We start from the raw sequence: 15,292 nt of genomic DNA, 5'->3' as shown, positions 1-15,292 counted from the left end.
CCGCCCGCCCCGCGGGCCGGTGAACCGATCCAGGCTTCCGGGGATTCCCATTCAGACACTGCTCTTCATCCTCGCGCACCACGCGGCGCTGGCCCTCTTCGTGGCCGGTGCCTGGGGCTTCGGTGCCACCGTGCTGGCGCGCTTCGGGGCGCCCGCGCGCCGCGACGCCTGGCTCGAGGGCGCGATCGCGACCACGCTCGGCGTCGGCCTGTTCATCGTCGCCTTCCAGGCGCTGGCCATCGCCGGCGCGCTGCGCCAGGGCGCGGTGCTCGCGCTGCTGGGCGCGGGCATCGTGCTGGCGCTGCTGCGGCTGCCCGGCTGGCGCCGCGAGCTGAAGGCGCGCGCCGCGCTCGCGCCCGCGCAGCCGGCACCGACCCTCGGCGAGAAGTGCGCGTTCGCCGCGCTGCTGCTGGTGGGCCTGCCCACGCTGTTCTCGCCGCTGGCGCCGCCGGTGGCCTTCGACGAGGTGATGTACCACCTGCCGTATGCGCGCCAGGTCGCGCAAAGCGGCACGCTGGGCGTCTACGAGTGGCTGCGCTACCCCTGGTTCCCCTACAACTACGACCTGCTCTACGCCGCCGCGCTGACGGTCTACGACGACGTCTTCACCCACTTCATCCACGGCCTCGCGGGCTGGCTGTCGGTGCTGATGATCTACCGCCTCGGCCGGCTGCACGCCAACCGCTACATCGCCTGCATGGGCGCCGGCATCTGGCTCGCGCTCGGCGACTATCCCAACTCGTACATCGACATGGGCGTGGCGCTGTTCGTGCTCGCGGCCTTCGTCGCGCTGTGGTGGTGGGACGAGGGCCACGTGCTCGAACCGGCGCCCGGCGGTCCGCGCCACGGGCGCGCGCGCTGGCTGCTGCTGGCGGCCTTCTTCCTCGGCGTGGCGGCGGGCTCCAAGTACCAGGCGCTGATCTTCCTGCCGCTGGTGGCGGTGTTCGTGGCGCGGCGCGAGCGCCGGCCGCTGCCGTGGCTCGCGGCCCTCGGGCTGTTCCTGGCGCCGTGCATCTACTGGTATGCGCGCAACTACCTGCAGACCGGCGATCCGTTCAACCCGATCGGCGCGCGCGTGTTCGGCTTCACCAACTGGAACATGGCCGACTACACGCAGCAGCTGGCCGACGTGCGCGACCACGCCAACATGCCCAACGGCCTGTTCTGGCCGCTGCTGCTGGTGCCGTTCAGCCCGCTGTGGCGCCCGGGCCCGGTGCGCGCGGCCTTCGTGTTCTGCCTCTACTCGCTGGTGATCTGGGTCGCGACCTCGCGCTATCCGCGCTACATGATGGCCTCGTTCCCGCTGCTCGCGCTGATGGCCGCCGTGGGCTGGCACACGCTGCTGGGCTGGGCCGGTGCCTTCGTGCGGCGCCGGTTGCCGGCGCTCGCGCGCGGGCGCACGCCGGGCGTCTTCGGCGGGCTGCTGATGGTGGTGCTCGCGGGCTTCGCGCTCGCGCATTCGGTGCGCGACGTGCGCATGATCTCGCCCACGCCCGCCTCGCGCGAGGCCTTCCTCGCCCAACGCGTGCCCGGCTACGAGGTGCTGAGCCAGCTGCGCGCCAACCCCGTGGGCCGGCTCTACCAGGTCGGCCTCAACGACTCGATCTACTTCGCGCCCAACCCGGTGTGGGGCGACATCTTCGGGCCCTTCCGCTATTCGGACTACCTGTACCTGCCGGCCGACCAGCTCGCGCGCAAGCTGGCCTCGCAGCAGTTCGGCTCGATCGTGATCCAGACCGCGCTCGCGCCCTATGTCCACACCAAGCCCGACTTCGACAAGTACTTCAGCCTGATCGTCGAGAAGGATGGTGTGAAGGCCTACCGCATACTCGCGCCCACGCCATGACGACCGCCGAACGCCTCGCTTCCCCCACGGCCGCCGCCGCGCTCTCGCCGCTGCCGCCGGCGCTGCGCATCGCCGCCATCATCCCCTGCTACAACGAGGCGCTGGCCATTCCCAAGGTGGTGGCCGACTTCCGCGCCGACCTGCCCGAGGCGCAGATCCACATCTTCGACAACAACTCCACCGACGGCACGGCCGAGGTCGCGCGCGCCCATGGCGCGCGCGTCGTGCACGTGCCGCTGCGCGGCAAGGGCAACGTGGTGCGGCGCATGTTCGCCGACGTCGAGGCCGACATCTACGTCATGGTCGACGGCGACGCCACCTACGACCTCTCGACGGTGCGCGAGATGATCCGCATGCTGGTCGACCAGAAGCTCGACATGGTGGTGGGCGCGCGCGTCGACGACCAGAGCGATGCCCAGACCTACCGCCGCGGCCATCGGCTGGGCAACCAGATGCTGACCGGCGCGGTCGCGGGCCTGTTCGGCGGCAGCTTCACCGACATGCTGTCGGGCTTTCGCGTGTTCTCGCGCCGCTACGTGAAGTCCTTTCCCGCGCTGGCCAAGGGCTTCGAGATCGAGACCGAACTCACCGTGCATGCGCTCGAGCTGCGCATGCCCTATGCCGAGGTGGCCTCGGTCTACCGCTCGCGGCCCGAGGGCTCGGTGAGCAAGCTGTCGACCTACCGCGACGGCTGGCGCATCCTCGTCACCATCTCCAAGCTGTTCGTGAGCGAGCGGCCGCTGATGTTCTTCGCGATCCTCGCGGGCCTGCTCGCGCTGGCCGCGGTGGGGCTCGCGATCCCGCTCGCGATGACCTTCTGGGAGACCGGCCTGGTGCCGCGCCTGCCCACGGCCGTGCTGGCCACCGGCCTGATGCTCAGCGCGATGCTCGCGCTGGTCTGCGGCGCGGTGCTGCACACCGTGACCATCGGCCGGCAGGAGGCCAAGCGGCTGCGCTACCTCGCCATGCCCGCGGCCGGTTCCGAGTCGTGGCAAGACGGCGCCTGCGGCTGAGGCGATGAGGCAGGCCGGGCGCCAGTTCCTGCTGTTCGCCGTGGCCGGCGTGGTGGGCTTCGGTGTCGACGTGGCGGTGCTGTACCTGGCCGCGCCGCTGCTGGGCTGGTACGGCGCGCGCGTGCTGTCCTTCCTCGCGGCCGCCACCACCACCTGGGTGATGAACCGCCACCTGGCCTTCGGCGACCGCCATGCCGGCACCAGCCTGTGGCGCGAGTACCTGGGCTACCTCGCGACCATGCTCGGCGGCGCGGTCGTGAACTACGGCGCCTACGTGCTGGTGCTGCACTCGGCGAGCGGCCGCTGGGCGCCGATGCTCGGCGTGGCCGTGGGCAGCGGCGCGGGCATGGTCGTGAACTTCCTCGCCGCGCGCTACCTGGTCTTCAAGACACGGCGCTCGCCCTGAGCGCCGCGCGAATCAGTGCGCGCCCGACACCACCACCGGGATCTCGGTCGCCGGCGGCGTGTTGCGGCTGCGGCCGCAGCGCACGATGCCGTCGATCATCACCATGCCCACGCCCGGGATGTCGCCGAGCTGCACGCTCTCGAGCAGGCCCGGCGCGGGTGAATGCTGCGCGCGGTCCATGAACACGAAATCGGCATCGCGGCCGACCTCGATCAGGCCGCAGTTGAGCTTGCGGATCTTCGCGGTGTTGCCGGTGGCGAAGCAGAACACCAGCTCGGCCGGGATGTTCGCGATCGACGACAGCATCGCGACCATGCGCAGGATGCCCAGCGGCTGCACGCCCGAGCCCGCGGGGCCGTCGGTGCCGAGGATCACGCGGTGCGGGCACTTGAGTTCGAGCGCCGCCTTGGCCGCCGCGATCGCCACCTTCTCGTTGCCGTTGTGCACGATCTCGATCGCGCGCGAGCTCTTCTCGCAGAGCTCGCACACGTGGGCCTCGGGCAGCGAGGTGTGGCCGCCGTTGATGTGGCCGATGACGTCGGCGTCGGCCTCGAGCACCACGTCCTTGTCGATCAGGCCCGAGCCCGGGATCGAGGGGCCGCCCGTGTGGATCGTGCTCTGGATGCCGTACTTGCGCGCCCAGGCCACCATCTCCTTGGCCTCGTAGCCGGCCTTCACCGAGCCCAGGCCGACCTCGCCGAGCAGGCCCACGCCGGCCTCGGCGAGTTCCTTGAAGTCGCTCTCGACCATGCCCTTCTCGATCACCGGCGCGCCGGCCAGCACCTTCACGCCGCCGGGGCGGAAGTTGTCGAAGGCGCGCTGCGCCGTGATGGCCAGGGCCTTCAGGCCCACGATGTCCTTGGGGCGGCCGGGCAGGTGCACTTCGCCGGCCGAGATCATGGTGGTCACGCCGCCGTGCATGGTGGAGTCGATCCAGCCGATCTGGCCCTGGCGCGGCGTCCAGTCGCCGAACACCGGGTGCACGTGGCTGTCGATCAGGCCGGGCGCGACGCAGGTCCGGCGCGCGTCGATGACGGTCTTCGCGCCCTCGAGGTCGCAGTCCTTCTGCTTGCCGATGGCGACGATCAGGCCGTCGTTCACCACGATGGTGTCGGCGTCGAGGATGGGCTTGTCGATGTCGCCCGAGAGCAGCAGCCCTATGTTCTGGATGACGACCTTGCCCGACTTTCCGCTGCTCGCGATTTCTGCCATTTCGTGTTGTCCTCGTCGTGGGGGGGAGTGTTGTTGTCCTGCAGATCGTCCGCGCGCACGGTGCGCAGCACGGTCTCGATCACGAAGTCTTCCCAGTGCCGGATCGCGTCCGGCGACTCGAGCGGCTCGCCGAGGAAGGCCGTGAGCGTGTGGCGGTTGGAGGTGTAGAAATAGCCGGTGGACGCGATCAGCAGGTAGATGTCGCGCGCCACGAGGTCCTTGCGGAACAGCCCCTGGGCCGCGCCGCTCGCGAGGATCTCCGAGATGATCGCCACCGCCCGCGACGAATACTCGCGCGCGCGCAGCGACTTCGAGATGTGCCGGCCCTTGTGCAGGTTCTCGGTGTTGAGCAGCGTCACGAACTCGGGGTTCTTGCGGTAGTAGCCGAGCACGAAGCGGATCACTTCGGTGAGCGCCTCCACCGGGCGCGAGGCGTCGAGCGCGATCGCGGCCTCGGCGTCGTCCATGCGCTGGTAGATGCCCTCGAGCACCGCGATGAACAGGCCTTCCTTGCTGCCGAAGTAGTAGTAGATCATCCGGTCGTACGACTTGGCGGCCTTGGAGATCTTCTCCACGCTGCCGCCGTCGTAGCCGTACTTGGCGAATACCTTGGTCGCCGACTTGAGGATGCTGTCGCGCGTGGCCTGGGCCGCGGCCTCGCGCACGCCGGTGCGGCGCTGGGGCTTGGGCTTGGTGATGGAGCGGCTGTCGGCCATCGATCGCGCGGCGTCCTGCTTACTTCTCGGCGAAGGCGCGTTCGACGACGAAGTCGCCGGGCGTGCTGGTGTTGCCTTCCTTGAAGCCGCGTGCCTCGAGGATGTGCTTGAGGTCGACCAGCAGGCCCGGGCTGCCGCACAGCATCACGCGGTCTTCGGCGGCGTTGATCGGCGGCAGGCCGAGGTCGTCGGTGAGCTTGTTGCTCGAGATCAGGTCGGTGATGCGGCCCTGGTTGCGGAACTCCTCGCGCGTGACCGTGGGGTAGTACAGCAGTTGCTTGGCGACCATCTCACCGAGGAACTCGTGCTTGGGCAGGTGGTCGGTCACGAGGTCGTGGTAGGCCAGCTCGTCGACCTGGCGCACGCCGTGCACCAGGATGACCTGCTCGAACTTCTCGTAGGTCTCGGGGTCGCGGATCACGCTCATGAACGGGGCCAGGCCGGTGCCGGTGCCGAACAGGTAGAGGCGCTTGCCGGGCAGCGTGTAGTCGATCAGCAGCGTGCCGGTGGGCTTGCGGCCCACGATGATGGTGTCGCCCACCTGGATGTGCTGCAGCCGCGAGGTCAGCGGGCCGTCTTCCACCTTGATGCTCAGGAACTCGAGATGCTCCTCGTAGTTCGGGCTCACGATGCTGTAGGCGCGCAGCAGCGGCTTGTCGTTGACGCGCAGGCCGATCATCGTGAAGTGGCCGTTGGAGAAACGCAGCGCCGGGTCGCGCGTGGTGGTGAAGGTGAACAGGCGGTCGGTCCAGTGGTGGACGCTCAGGACCTTCTCTTCGCTGAATGCACTCATACGGAACTCAATAGTGGTGAATGACGGGGGGGTGGCTGAGCCGGGATGCACGCCCTTGGGGCGCCAGCTGCCGGCCGGCTCCGAACCCTCCATTGTCGTTGGTCGGAAAAACCCCGATGAACATCGCGAGAAAACACCATTGCAAGCATCGGGCCCGTTTGCTACATTGACCTTCAATGTAGTGAATGCAACATGAAAGTGTAGGGGATGCTACACAAACGAAAGCCCCGGCACAAGCGGACATGCGGCACGTTTGTTGCAAACCCCGCCACCACGATTTGCAGCCAAGAAGAGGTCGCCCCCGATGACGGAACACACGAAGACAGACGGACTGCCGGGCATGGACGTGCCGGTGGTCGCCGAGGCCGGCCCCGGCGGTTTCGGCAAGGCGCCGTTGCGCAACGAGCGCATGAGCGCGGCCAAGGTCGAATGCAATGCCTGCCCGGTGCTGTGCCAGATCTCCGACGGGCGCACCGGCGCCTGCGACCGCTATGCCAACCGCGAGGGCGTGCTGGTGCGCGTCGATCCGGTGGTGCTGCTGCGCCGTCAGCTCGCGAGCGATGCGCCCGCGCTGGTGGCGTTCGACCGCACGGCGGCGGCTGAAGACGGCAAGGTCGTCGACGCACCCTCGGCCGACTGGAACGGCGACCTGCTGCATGCCGACGAGGTCTTCGTCACCGGCGTCGGTTCCTCCACCACCTATCCCGACTACAAGCCCGCGCCCTTCATCGTCGCCTCGAAGGCGCAGGGCGTGGACATGGTCACCGTGGTCACCGAGGGCATCTTCAGCTACTGCAGCTTCAAGGTGAAGATCGACACCGACCGCTTCCTCGGCGCCGAGCAGGCCAACGTGCGCTACCGCGGCGAGGTGGTGGGCCACGTCACCACGGCCGAGTACGGCTCGCAGATGCTGTCGCTGGGTGGCGTGCACCACCTCACGGGCGGCAGCAAGAAGGAAGGCCGCATGACGGCCGAGCTGATGCAGCTGCTGGGCAACAAGAAGGCCATCGAATGCACCATCGACGGCGGCGCCAGCCTGGTGATCCAGGCCGGCAAGGCGCCGATCGTCAACGGCGTGGAGGAGCAGCGCATGCGCGTGGGCTGCGGCTCGGCCGCGGTCGGCATCTTCGCGCGCCAGTTCGCCGGCGTGGCCGACGAGGTGGTGGTGGTCGACGACCACATCACCGGCGTGCTGACCGAGCACCAGGCCGGCCGCTGCCTCGACATGCCGCCCTCGGGCATCCAGATGCTGGGCCGCAAGTCGACGCCGGGGCGCTACTTCCAGGTCGCCAATCCGGGCAACGGCTGGGGCGGCACCGACATCGCCGATCCGCTGTCGATCATCGAGGGCTGGGAGGAGGGCGTGGCCAGGCCCGGCCTGCGCCTGCTCATGACCTCGACCACCGGCGAGCATGCGCAGTGGTACGTGCTCGACGACGCGCTGCAGCCCGTCGAGCAGCCGATGCCGAGCGAGGTGAAGCGCATCGTCGAGCGCATCGGCGAGAACTGCGAGCCCTCGCTGTGCACCGTGCTGTTCCTCGGCGGTGCCGGCGGCAGCCTGCGCGCGGGCGTCACCGAGAACCCGGTGCTGCTCACGCGCGCCATCAAGCGCGCGCTGGTCAACGTCACCTGCGGCGGCGCGCCGGCCTATGTGTGGCCGGGCGGCGGCATCACGGTGATGGCCGACGTCATGCGCATGCCCGACAACAGCTTCGGCACCGTGCCCACGCCCGCGATCGTCGCGCCCATCGAGTTCAGCATGCGGCGCGCCGACTACGAGGCGCTCGGCGGCCACATGGAGCATGTCTTTCCGCTCGAGCAGGCGCTCGCGCGCGGTGCGTGGCAGGAAGACGGTGCGCCGCTCGCGCGCCAATGGCTCGTCATCGACGAAGCCAACCCGTGGCCGCTGGGCCACGCGCCCATGCTGGGTTGAGCGATGCCTGTCTCGCAGCTGGCAGTGGCTCTTGCTCCTTCCCCCTCTGGGGGAAGGCCGGGATGGGGGCAGGCCCCGCGTCCCATGGAGGCGCCGCGTGCCCCCACCCCAACCCTCCCCCAGCGGGGGAGGGAGAAACACCCGCAGCCATGAGCGCCCAACGCACGGCGCTCGACGAGCACCGCTGGCATCTCAACCACGGCCCGATCGACATCGTGGCCGAGGCGCACGGCGACCGCTACGCGGTGGCGGCCGCGCACGATGCGGCCTGGGCGCGCTTCGCGCACGTGCTCGACGAACTGGTGCACGAGCTGCCGCTGCTGCGGCTGCCGGTCACCGACAAGATGCGCCCGCGCGGCGTGGTGGCGCGCCGCATGTGGGATGCCTGCGCGGCGTTCGCGCCGACCTTCATCACGCCGATGGCCGCGGTCGCGGGCTCGGTGGCGCAGGAGCTGATCGCCTTCTACCAGCGCCCCGGCATCGAGCGTGCCTGGATCAACAACGGCGGCGACATCGCCGTGCATCTCGCGCCGGGCCAGACCGCGCGCGTGGGCGTCTACGCGGACCTCGCGCGCTTCGACTGGCGCGATGCCAACGGCTTCGTCGACACCGACGGCCAGTTCGAATTGCGCGCCGACCAGCCGGTGCGCGGCGTCGCCACCAGCGGCTGGCGCGGGCGCAGCTTCTCGCTCGGCATCGCCGACAGCGTGACGGTGCTGGCGGCCACCGCGGCGCAGGCCGACGCGGCCGCGACCGTGATCGCCAACGCGGTCGACGTCGACAACGAGGCGATCCGCCGCGTGCCCGCGAGCGAGCGCAAGGACAACAGCGACCTCGGCGACACGCTGGTCACCGTCGACGTGCCGCCACTGCCCCCCGCGCAGGTGCGCAGCGCACTCGATACGGGCGCGGTGTGCGCCCGGGTCCTGCAACAAGGCGGGCTCGCATGGGCCGCTCTGCTCGTTTGCCAGGGGCAGTGGCGGCTGGTCGAGCCCTTATGCTCGAAGCTAGGCTTCCGCGCAGTTGGTTCAGTAATTGCTTAACGAAAAGCAAGGTTCTTTTTCATGATCGATATCCGCCGAGTCTTCACCCAGGTCGAGCACATCCACCACGAGTTCGGGCCGCGTGCCCAGACGCCGCTGGTGCGTGGTGCCATCGCCGCCGTGCTGACCAATCCCTTCGCGGGCCGCTACGAGCCCGACATCCTGCCGATGATGAGCCTGCTCGATCCGGTGGGCCTCGAGATGGCGCACAAGCTGCACGCCGCGATGGACGTGCCGCTCGAGCAGCTCGCCACCTACGGCAAGGGCGCCATCGTCGGCGCCGCGGGCGAGCTCGAGCATGGCGCGCTGTGGCACGTGCCCGGCGGCTATGCGATGCGCGAGCTGCTCGGCTGGAAGGGCGACCGCGTCGCCTATGCCAAGGGCACCGTCGACGAGAAGAAGACCGGCCAGCCCGGCAATGCGCTGTCGATCGTGCCGTCGACCAAGAAGGTCGGCGCACCCGGCACCACGCTCGACGTGCCGCTGACCAACATCAACGCCAGCTACGTGCGCGGCCAGTTCGACGCCATCGAAGTGCGCGTGCCCGGCGCGCCCGCGGCCGACGAGATCGTGTTCATCCTCGCAATGAGCACCGGCTACCGCGTTCACGCGCGCGTCGGCGGCCTGCTCGCCGAAAACATCGCCAAGTGGGACGGCCTGCGCTGAGCCCGTCTACGAAGAGACAAGAAGAGAAGCCAAAGGAAATCCAGACATGACCGCCAACATCCGCAAGCTCGTCGTCCAGGTCGACGAAACCCGCAAGGAAATGGGCCGCGACATCGCGCCGCCCACGCGCCGCGCCGTCGCCATCGCCGTGATCGCCAACCCCTACGCGGGCCGCTACAGCGAGAACCTCGACGAACTGATCGCGATCGGCGAGGAGCTCGGCGCGCTGCTGGGCCAGAAGGCCGTGAAGGCGCTGGGCGTCGAGCCCGGCCAGGCGCAGAGCTACGGCAAGGCCGCGATCGTCGGCGAAGGCGGCGAGCTCGAGCACGCGGCCGCGATCCTGCATCCCAAGCTCGGCGCGCCGCTGCGCGTGGCGGTCGAGAAGGGCGCGGCGCTCGTGCCCTCGGCCAAGAAGCTCGGCACCCTCGGCACCGCCATCGACGTGCCGCTGGGCCACAAGGACGCGGCCTTCGTGCGCAGCCATTTCGACGCCATCGAGGCCCGCGTATCCGACGCCCCGCGCGCCGGCGAGATCGTGGTGGCCGTGGCGGTCACCGACAGTGGCCGCCCACTGCCGCGCATCGGCGGCCTGCAGGCCGGCGAGATCAAGGGCGAAGACGGCCTGCGCTGAGGCGACACTCCACCTTTCCACCGATTTCCTTCGTTCCCCTTTCCGTTTTCTCGAACCCCACCAGGAGCTTCCCGATGATCCCCTTGCGCCATGTTTTCAGCGCGGCTTCCGTCCTGACACTGACCTGCGCCCTCGTTCCCGCGCACGCCCAGGGCGTGATCAAGATCGGCGAGATCAACAGCTACAAGGCGCAGCCGGCCTTCCTCGAGCCCTACAAGAAGGGCATGGAACTCGCGGTCGACGAGATCAACGCCAAGGGCGGGGTCAACGGCCGGAAGATCGAACTGATCAGCCGCGACGACAACGCGAACCCCGGCGATGCGGTGCGCGTGGCCGAGGAGCTGATCTCGCGCGAGAAGGTCGACGTGCTCGCGGGCGCCTTCCTCTCGAACACCGGCCTGGCGCTGACCGACTTCGCGAAGCAGAAGAAGTTCTTCTATCTGGCCGCCGAGCCGCTGACCGACAAGATCGTCTGGAGCAACGGCAACCGCTACACCTACCGCCTGCGTCCCTCGACCTACATGCAGGTCGCGATGCTGGTGCCCGAGGCCGCCAAGCTCAAGAAGAAGCGCTGGGCCATCGTCTACCCCAACTACGAGTACGGCCAGTCCTCGGTCGCGACCTTCAAGACCCTGCTGAAGGCCGCGCAGCCCGACGTGGAGTTCGTCGCCGAGCAGGCGCCGCCGCTGGGCAAGGTCGATTCGGGCAGCGTGGTGCAGGCGCTCGCCGATGCCAAGCCCGACGCGATCTTCAACGTGCTGTTCGGCGCCGACCTCTCGAAGTTCGTGCGCGAGGGCAACACCCGCGGCCTGTTCAAGGACCGTGAAGTGGTCAGCGTGCTGACCGGCGAACCCGAGTACCTCGATCCGCTGAAGGACGAGGCGCCCAACGGCTGGATCGTGACCGGCTATCCGTGGAACGGCATCAAGACGCCCGAGCACAAGGCCTTCCTCGATGCCTACCAGGCCAAGTTCAAGGACTACCCGCGCCTGGGCTCGGTGGTCGGCTACAGCGCCATCCACTCGATCGCGGCCGGCATCCAGAAGGCCGGCAGCACCGACACCGAGAAGCTGGTCGCGGCCTTCAAGGGCCTGCAGCTCGACAGCCCCTTCGGCAAGATCAGCTACCGCGCGCAGGACAACCAGTCGACCATGGGCGCCTACGTGGGCAAGACCAAGAACGACGGCGGCAAGGGCGTGATGGTGGACTACGTCTACCTCGACGGCGCCAAGTTCCAGCCGAGCGACGACGAAGTCAAGAAGATGCGCCCCGCCGACTGAGGTCGGAGCGCTTCCGGTTTTCGCCGGCAGACCGTTCACGCCGAGCTCGTCGAAGCGCCGCACCCCGGCTTCGACAGGCTCAGCCCGAACGGTTGACGTGGATCGCAGGCCATTCGATGCGAATGGCGCCTTGTCATCGTGGCCGAAGCGGTGCGCGACGCACTTCGACGCACCCCAGTTTCCAGTTCCTCGGGATCCTTGAATGAGCTTTTCAGGCTTCGTTGTTCAGTTGCTCAACGGGTTGGCCGGCGCCTCGTCGCTGTTCTTCGTGGCGGCCGGCCTCTCGTTGATCTTCGGCGTGACGCGCATCGTCAATTTCGCCCATGGGTCCTTCTTCATGGTCGGCATCTACCTCGCGTACACGCTGGTCGACAAGCTCAGCGCGAGCCTGGGCTTCTGGCCCGCGCTGCTGATCGCGGCGGTCGCGGTCGGCGTGCTCGGCGCGCTGATCGAGGTGCTGCTGCTGCGCCGCATCTACAAGGCGCCCGAGCTGTTCCAGCTGCTCGCCACCTTCGCGTTGGTGCTGGTCATCAAGGACGCGGTGCTGTGGCTCTGGGGCCCCGACGAGCTGCTGGGCCCGCGCGCGCCCGGCCTCAAGGGCTCGGTCGAGATCCTCGGGCGCCAGTTCCCCTCGTACGACCTGTTCCTGATCGTGGTCGGCCCGGTGGTGCTGGGCCTGGTCTGGCTGCTGCTCACGCGCACGCGCTTCGGCACGCTGGTGCGCGCCGCCACGCAGGACCGCGAGATGGTCAGCGCGCTGGGTGTCAACCAGGCGTGGCTGTTCACCGCGGTGTTCGCGCTCGGTGCGCTGCTCGCGGGCCTGGGCGGCGCGCTGCAGCTGCCGCGCGAGCCCGCCACGCTCGAGATGGACCTCAACACCATCGGCGCCGCCTTCGTGGTGGTGGTGGTCGGCGGCATGGGCTCGCTGCCCGGCGCCTACGTGGCCGCGCTGCTCATCGCCGAGATCAAGGCCGTGTGCATCTGGCTCGGCGTGGTGCAGATCTTCGGCATCGACGTGTCCTTCTCCAAGCTCACGCTGATGGTCGACTTCCTCGTGATGGCGGCCGTGCTGGTGTGGCGCCCGTGGGGCCTGTTCGGCCGCGCGCAGGCGCCGAGCCGCTACGTCGGCATGCAGGAGGAACCGCTGCGCCGCCCCGGCAACCTCTACCTGGCCGGCGCGGCGGTGCTCGCGCTGGTGCTCGCCGCGCTGCCGGTGCTGACGGCCGGTTCGCCCTACACGCTGGTGCTGATGATCGACCTGCTGATCGCGGCCCTGTTCGCCACCAGCCTGCACTTCATCATGGGCCCGGCCGGCATGCATTCGTTCGGCCATGCCGCCTACTTCGGCCTCGGAGCCTACGGCGCCGCGCTGCTCGCGCGTTCGCTGGGCCTCCCGATGGAACTCACGCTGGTGGTCGCGCCGCTGGTGGCCGCGCTCGGCGCCTTCGTCTACGGCTGGTTCGCGGTGCGGCTGTCGGGCGTGTACCTCGCGATGCTCACCTTGGCCTTCGCGCAGATCACCTGGGCCATCACCTACCAGTGGGACAGCTTCACGGGCGGCAGCAACGGCCTCACGGGCGTCTGGCCCTCGGCCTGGCTGTCGGACAAGCGCGCCTACTACTGGCTCACGCTGGTGCTGGTGTCGGCCGGCGTGTGGTGGCTGCGCCGCGTGCTGTATTCGCCCTTCGGCTACACCCTGCGCGCGGGCCGCGACTCGGTGCTGCGCGCCGACGCCATCGGCATCGACGTCAAGCGCATGCAGTGGGCCGCTTTCGTCATCGCGGGCGCGGTGGCGGGCCTGGCCGGCGCGCTGTTCGCGTTCTCCAAGGGCAGCATCTCGCCCGAGACGCTGTCGGTCGGCAAGTCGGTCGACGGCCTCGTGATGGTGCTGCTCGGCGGCATCCAGACGCTCGCGGGCCCGGTGGTCGGCGCCGTCACCTTCACCTGGCTGCACGACACCGTGGCACGCAACACCGACTACTGGCGCGCGATGCTCGGCGCCATCATCCTGATCCTGGTGCTGCTGTTCCCGCAGGGCATCGCGGGATCGATCAAGCAGCTCGTGGAGCGCCTGCGCGCGCCCAAGGAAGAGAAGGCCGTCGATGCGAAGCTCGAGGAGGTGAAGGCATGAGCGCCGCGCCGGGCCGCCCCAAGCAAGCTCGCACCGCAGTGCGAAGCACGGAGGTATTTCAATGAGCCTGCTCAAGGTCAACAACCTCGGCAAGTCCTTCGGCGGCGTCAAGGCCGTCGATGGAATCAGCTTCGAGCTGCCCCCGGGCGAATTGCTCGCGCTGATCGGCCCCAACGGCGCCGGCAAGTCCACCACCTTCAACATGGTCAACGGCCAGCTCAAGGCCGATCAGGGCTCGATCACGCTCGACGGCCAGGAGCTCGTGGGCCGCAGGCCGCGCGAGATCTGGCGCATGGGCGTGGGCCGCACCTTCCAGATCGCCGAGACCTTCGCCTCGCTCACCGTGGTCGAGAACGTGCAGATGGCGCTGCTCTCGCACGACCGCAAGCTGTTCTCGATGTGGCGCCGCGCCGCCGAGCACAAGCGCGACGAGGCGCTGGCGCTGCTCGACCAGGTCGGCATGAAGTCGCAGGCCGACCGGCCCTGCAGCGTGCTGGCCTATGGCGACGTCAAGCGCGTCGAGCTCGCGATCGCGATGGCCAACAGCCCCAAGCTGCTGCTGATGGACGAGCCCACGGCCGGCATGGCGCCGAAGGAGCGCAACTCGCTGATGGCGCTGACCAAGCAGCTGGTCATCGACCGCGGCATGGCCGTGCTGTTCACCGAGCACAGCATGGACGTGGTGTTCGCCTATGCCGACCGCATGATCGTGCTGGCGCGCGGCCGCCTCATCGCGCAGGGCAAGCCGCTCGAGATCCGCGACCACCCGAAGGTGCAGGAGGTGTACTTCGGCAGCGGCAAGACCTTCGAGAAAGCAGCGGCATGAATACGACGAACGCCTCCGAACCCCTGCTCCAGGCCAAGGCCCTGTGCGCCTGGTACGGCGCCGCCCAGATCCTCTACGACGTCGACCTCGAGGTGCGGCGCGGCGAGGTGGTGGCGCTCATGGGCCGCAACGGCGCCGGCAAGTCGACCACGCTCAAGGCGCTGATCGGCATGCTCGGCAAGCGCCGCGGCGCGGTGCGCTTCCTGGGCCACGACATCTCGAAGAGCGAGCCGCACCACGCGGCACGCCTGGGCCTGGGCTTCGTCCCCGAGGACCGGCGCGTGTTCACCGACCTCACGGTGATGGAGAACCTCGAGGTCGGCAAGCAGGCCGCGCGCCGCTGGGCCGACGGCAGCGAGGCGCCGCTGTGGACGCCCGAGCGGCTGTTCGAGCTGTTCCCCAACCTCGGCGAGATGCCCAACCGGCCCGGCGGCCGCATGAGCGGCGGCGAGCAGCAGATGCTGACCGTGGCGCGCACGCTGATGGGCAACCCCTACCTGGTGCTGCTCGACGAACCGTCCGAAGGCGTGGCGCCGGTGATCGTCGAGCAGATGGCGAACATGATCCTCGAGCTCAAGGCGCAGGGCGTGAGCATCCTGCTGTCGGAGCAGAACATGCACTTCGCGGAGCTGGTCTCCGACCGCGCCTACGTGCTCGAGAAGGGCCAGATCCGCTACCACGCCACCATGTCCGAGCTCGCGGCCAACGAGGAAGTGCGGCGCGCGTACCTGAGCGTCTAGTTGTACGAGTCGAATGCGTCCGCGGGCGCATTCCTTGCAGGGTTTCGTTTCCATCA

The 15,292-nt window shown here is 69.0% G+C and carries 14 protein-coding genes; 11 read left to right on the top strand and 3 right to left on the bottom strand.

Annotated elements, in window-relative coordinates; genetic code table 11:
- Positions 1 to 19 precede the first annotated feature (19 nt).
- From ACHMXE_RS42535 to ACHMXE_RS42525, 3 genes are read left to right on the top strand one after another with little or no spacing between them, the layout of a single operon-like run.
- Positions 20 to 1,846 carry an ArnT family glycosyltransferase gene (locus tag ACHMXE_RS42535; RefSeq protein WP_395349431.1) on the top strand — a complete coding sequence of 609 codons (1,827 nt, stop codon included), beginning with the start codon at positions 20 to 22 and terminating at the stop codon, positions 1,844 to 1,846.
- Complete coding sequence (locus ACHMXE_RS42530; RefSeq protein WP_395349430.1) at positions 1,843 to 2,859, top strand: glycosyltransferase family 2 protein; 1,017 nt, start codon at positions 1,843 to 1,845, stop codon at positions 2,857 to 2,859. Before ACHMXE_RS42535 ends, ACHMXE_RS42530 begins: the two co-directional genes overlap by 4 nt.
- Before the next feature lie 4 nt (positions 2,860 to 2,863).
- The gene (locus ACHMXE_RS42525) at positions 2,864 to 3,265 is read left to right on the top strand and encodes a GtrA family protein (protein ID WP_395349429.1); all 402 of its coding nucleotides are present in this window, start codon (positions 2,864 to 2,866) and stop codon (positions 3,263 to 3,265) included.
- 12 nt (positions 3,266 to 3,277) lie between these two features.
- Here the strand turns inward: ACHMXE_RS42525 and ACHMXE_RS42520 are convergent, their stop codons facing one another.
- From ACHMXE_RS42520 to ACHMXE_RS42510, 3 genes are read right to left on the bottom strand one after another with little or no spacing between them, the layout of a single operon-like run.
- Positions 3,278 to 4,477: an amidohydrolase family protein gene (locus tag ACHMXE_RS42520; protein WP_296742063.1), complete on the bottom strand. Its 1,200-nt coding sequence runs from the start codon at positions 4,475 to 4,477 to the stop codon at positions 3,278 to 3,280.
- A complete protein-coding gene (locus ACHMXE_RS42515) occupies positions 4,423 to 5,193 on the bottom strand; it encodes a TetR family transcriptional regulator (protein ID WP_057593424.1) in 771 nt (256 codons plus the stop codon). The genes ACHMXE_RS42520 and ACHMXE_RS42515 overlap by 55 nt, the downstream gene beginning before the upstream one ends.
- A 19-nt stretch (positions 5,194 to 5,212) precedes the next feature.
- On the bottom strand, positions 5,213 to 5,986 hold the full coding sequence (locus ACHMXE_RS42510; protein WP_395349428.1) for a ferredoxin--NADP reductase: 774 nt from the start codon (positions 5,984 to 5,986) through the stop codon (positions 5,213 to 5,215).
- Positions 5,987 to 6,290: 304 nt separating this feature from the next.
- Here ACHMXE_RS42510 and ACHMXE_RS42505 point away from each other — a divergent pair, with 304 nt between their 5' ends.
- The 8 genes from ACHMXE_RS42505 to ACHMXE_RS42470 all read left to right on the top strand — a co-directional run bounded on the left by ACHMXE_RS42505 (position 6,291) and on the right by ACHMXE_RS42470 (position 15,236).
- Complete coding sequence (locus ACHMXE_RS42505; RefSeq protein ID WP_395349427.1) at positions 6,291 to 7,919, top strand: 6-hydroxynicotinate reductase; 1,629 nt, start codon at positions 6,291 to 6,293, stop codon at positions 7,917 to 7,919.
- Positions 7,920 to 8,068: 149 nt separating this feature from the next.
- A complete protein-coding gene (locus tag ACHMXE_RS42500) occupies positions 8,069 to 8,962 on the top strand; it encodes a UPF0280 family protein (RefSeq protein ID WP_395349426.1) in 894 nt (297 codons plus the stop codon).
- 21 nt (positions 8,963 to 8,983) lie between these two features.
- A complete protein-coding gene (locus tag ACHMXE_RS42495) occupies positions 8,984 to 9,628 on the top strand; it encodes an amino acid synthesis family protein (RefSeq protein ID WP_057593420.1) in 645 nt (214 codons plus the stop codon).
- 46 nt (positions 9,629 to 9,674) lie between these two features.
- The gene (locus ACHMXE_RS42490) at positions 9,675 to 10,259 is read left to right on the top strand and encodes an amino acid synthesis family protein (protein WP_395349425.1); all 585 of its coding nucleotides are present in this window, start codon (positions 9,675 to 9,677) and stop codon (positions 10,257 to 10,259) included.
- Between the two features lie 74 nt (positions 10,260 to 10,333).
- Entirely contained in the window at positions 10,334 to 11,539 is a 1,206-nt protein-coding gene (locus ACHMXE_RS42485; protein ID WP_203203670.1) for an ABC transporter substrate-binding protein, read from the top strand.
- Between the two features lie 202 nt (positions 11,540 to 11,741).
- Positions 11,742 to 13,670, top strand: a complete 1,929-nt coding sequence (locus ACHMXE_RS42480) for an ABC transporter permease (RefSeq protein WP_395349424.1) — start codon at positions 11,742 to 11,744, stop codon at positions 13,668 to 13,670.
- Between the two features lie 61 nt (positions 13,671 to 13,731).
- On the top strand, positions 13,732 to 14,496 hold the full coding sequence (locus ACHMXE_RS42475; RefSeq protein ID WP_203203672.1) for an ABC transporter ATP-binding protein: 765 nt from the start codon (positions 13,732 to 13,734) through the stop codon (positions 14,494 to 14,496).
- Positions 14,493 to 15,236 (top strand): ABC transporter ATP-binding protein, encoded by a 744-nt coding sequence (locus ACHMXE_RS42470; protein WP_395349423.1) that lies wholly within the window; start codon positions 14,493 to 14,495, stop codon positions 15,234 to 15,236. Before ACHMXE_RS42475 ends, ACHMXE_RS42470 begins: the two co-directional genes overlap by 4 nt.
- Positions 15,237 to 15,292: the final 56 nt, after the last annotated feature.

The sequence above is a fragment of the Variovorax sp. UC122_21 genome (assembly GCF_044056785.1).
Classification (GTDB): Bacteria; Pseudomonadota; Gammaproteobacteria; order Burkholderiales; family Burkholderiaceae_C; genus Variovorax.
The sequence above is the reverse complement of the archived record's forward strand: the minus strand, read 5'-3'. Positions and strand labels throughout refer to the sequence as shown.